Genomic DNA, 1,297 nt, shown 5'->3' on the forward strand with positions numbered 1-1,297 from the left:
TTTACTTTACCGTTTTTATCGCGATAACCACGTACGATTACGGCATATTGTTTAGTACTGCCTTTAATGATTCTAACGAACATATTGTTACATTTACATGGTTCATCACCATAAAGTGACCTTATAATAAATCAAATAAAAGTCAACACTTATATTGATGGTTCATAACAAATATCCCCAAAATATTATGCAACCCGCATAATCCCTCTCTTCTCTATACAAAATTGTCAAACTCGGGAAAATAACCCTCACTTACACACTTAAGATGACGTCCTCACACACTCCCCAATACCGTAGGATATTCTCCAATTCACAGCGGGGGGCCAATTAAGATATAACATCACCGTCACTTACGCACTTACTATTACGTACCCACAATGTGTGGGCATTAAAACCATACATCCTATGGCTCATTCAGTACTTCTTCGAATCCTTTCGGTTGTTCTTGTTCCTGCATCAATTCATTATACTCTCCCCTGGAGCTATCAAACTCGTATACGTATTGTAATGGAGTTCGTGCTAATAAACTGTAGACTTCTCCATATCCAGACGCTGATCTCACTCCATTCTCATCGCTTGTATACTCTATGTACAGACTATGCACGTTGGACATCAGATGGTAAAGGCTGTACACCGTCATTCCTGATGTAAATATCAACCCTGCATGTGGCAAACCTCCTGCACCCATCACTATAGGTAATGCCATGTAAACCGTCGTTATCAGTACCTGTTTTAGCGCCTCAGCGTATTCTCCCTGGTACACTTGATATGTAGCTTCCAAACCCACTAGTGCTAATCCATACACACTCAATCCCTTGTACATTCCATATACATGCACCGTGCCCAATACCACTTGCTTCACATTCTCAACTGTTGGTCGATTGACCACTCTTAGTACATCCACTACTGTATCGGCTATCTTGATGCTCAACGCTGCTTTATATATCACAACTTCCACTTCTGCCGCTTTTTCTCCTATCATTCCCTTTATATCAATATCAGAGCTCATTTTTTGCTGCAATTCCCTTGCAAATATAAAATCTTCCCCTCTCCCTCCCTTGTCAGGGTGTAGTCTAAGCAGCACATGCTTCTTAAACTCTCCATAATTACGTAAAATATCTACCGATACTCTCTCATCTAGCTTGTTTTCTTTCAATATATCCTTAAATCTCCCAATCTCTCCCTTGTACAGATACTCCTTGTATTGCCATGCAAAATCCAGCTTGTTGTTAAGTCGATTCATCACAGCATCAATAACCCTTGATATCATGCTTCTTTGACCAGCATTCACATAATC

At 40.1% G+C, this 1,297-nt stretch carries 1 protein-coding gene; it reads right to left on the reverse strand.

Features of this window, described 5'->3' with window-relative positions; all coding sequences use genetic code 11:
* Positions 1 to 403: 403 nt before the first annotated feature.
* Positions 404 to 1,297: hypothetical protein (locus tag EDM53_RS06060; protein WP_207215398.1), on the reverse strand; the 894-nt coding region annotated here is incomplete at its 5' end.

The organism is Rickettsiales endosymbiont of Peranema trichophorum, from assembly GCF_004210275.1.
In the GTDB taxonomy this organism is placed as follows: Bacteria; Pseudomonadota; Alphaproteobacteria; order Rickettsiales; family Midichloriaceae; genus RICK02.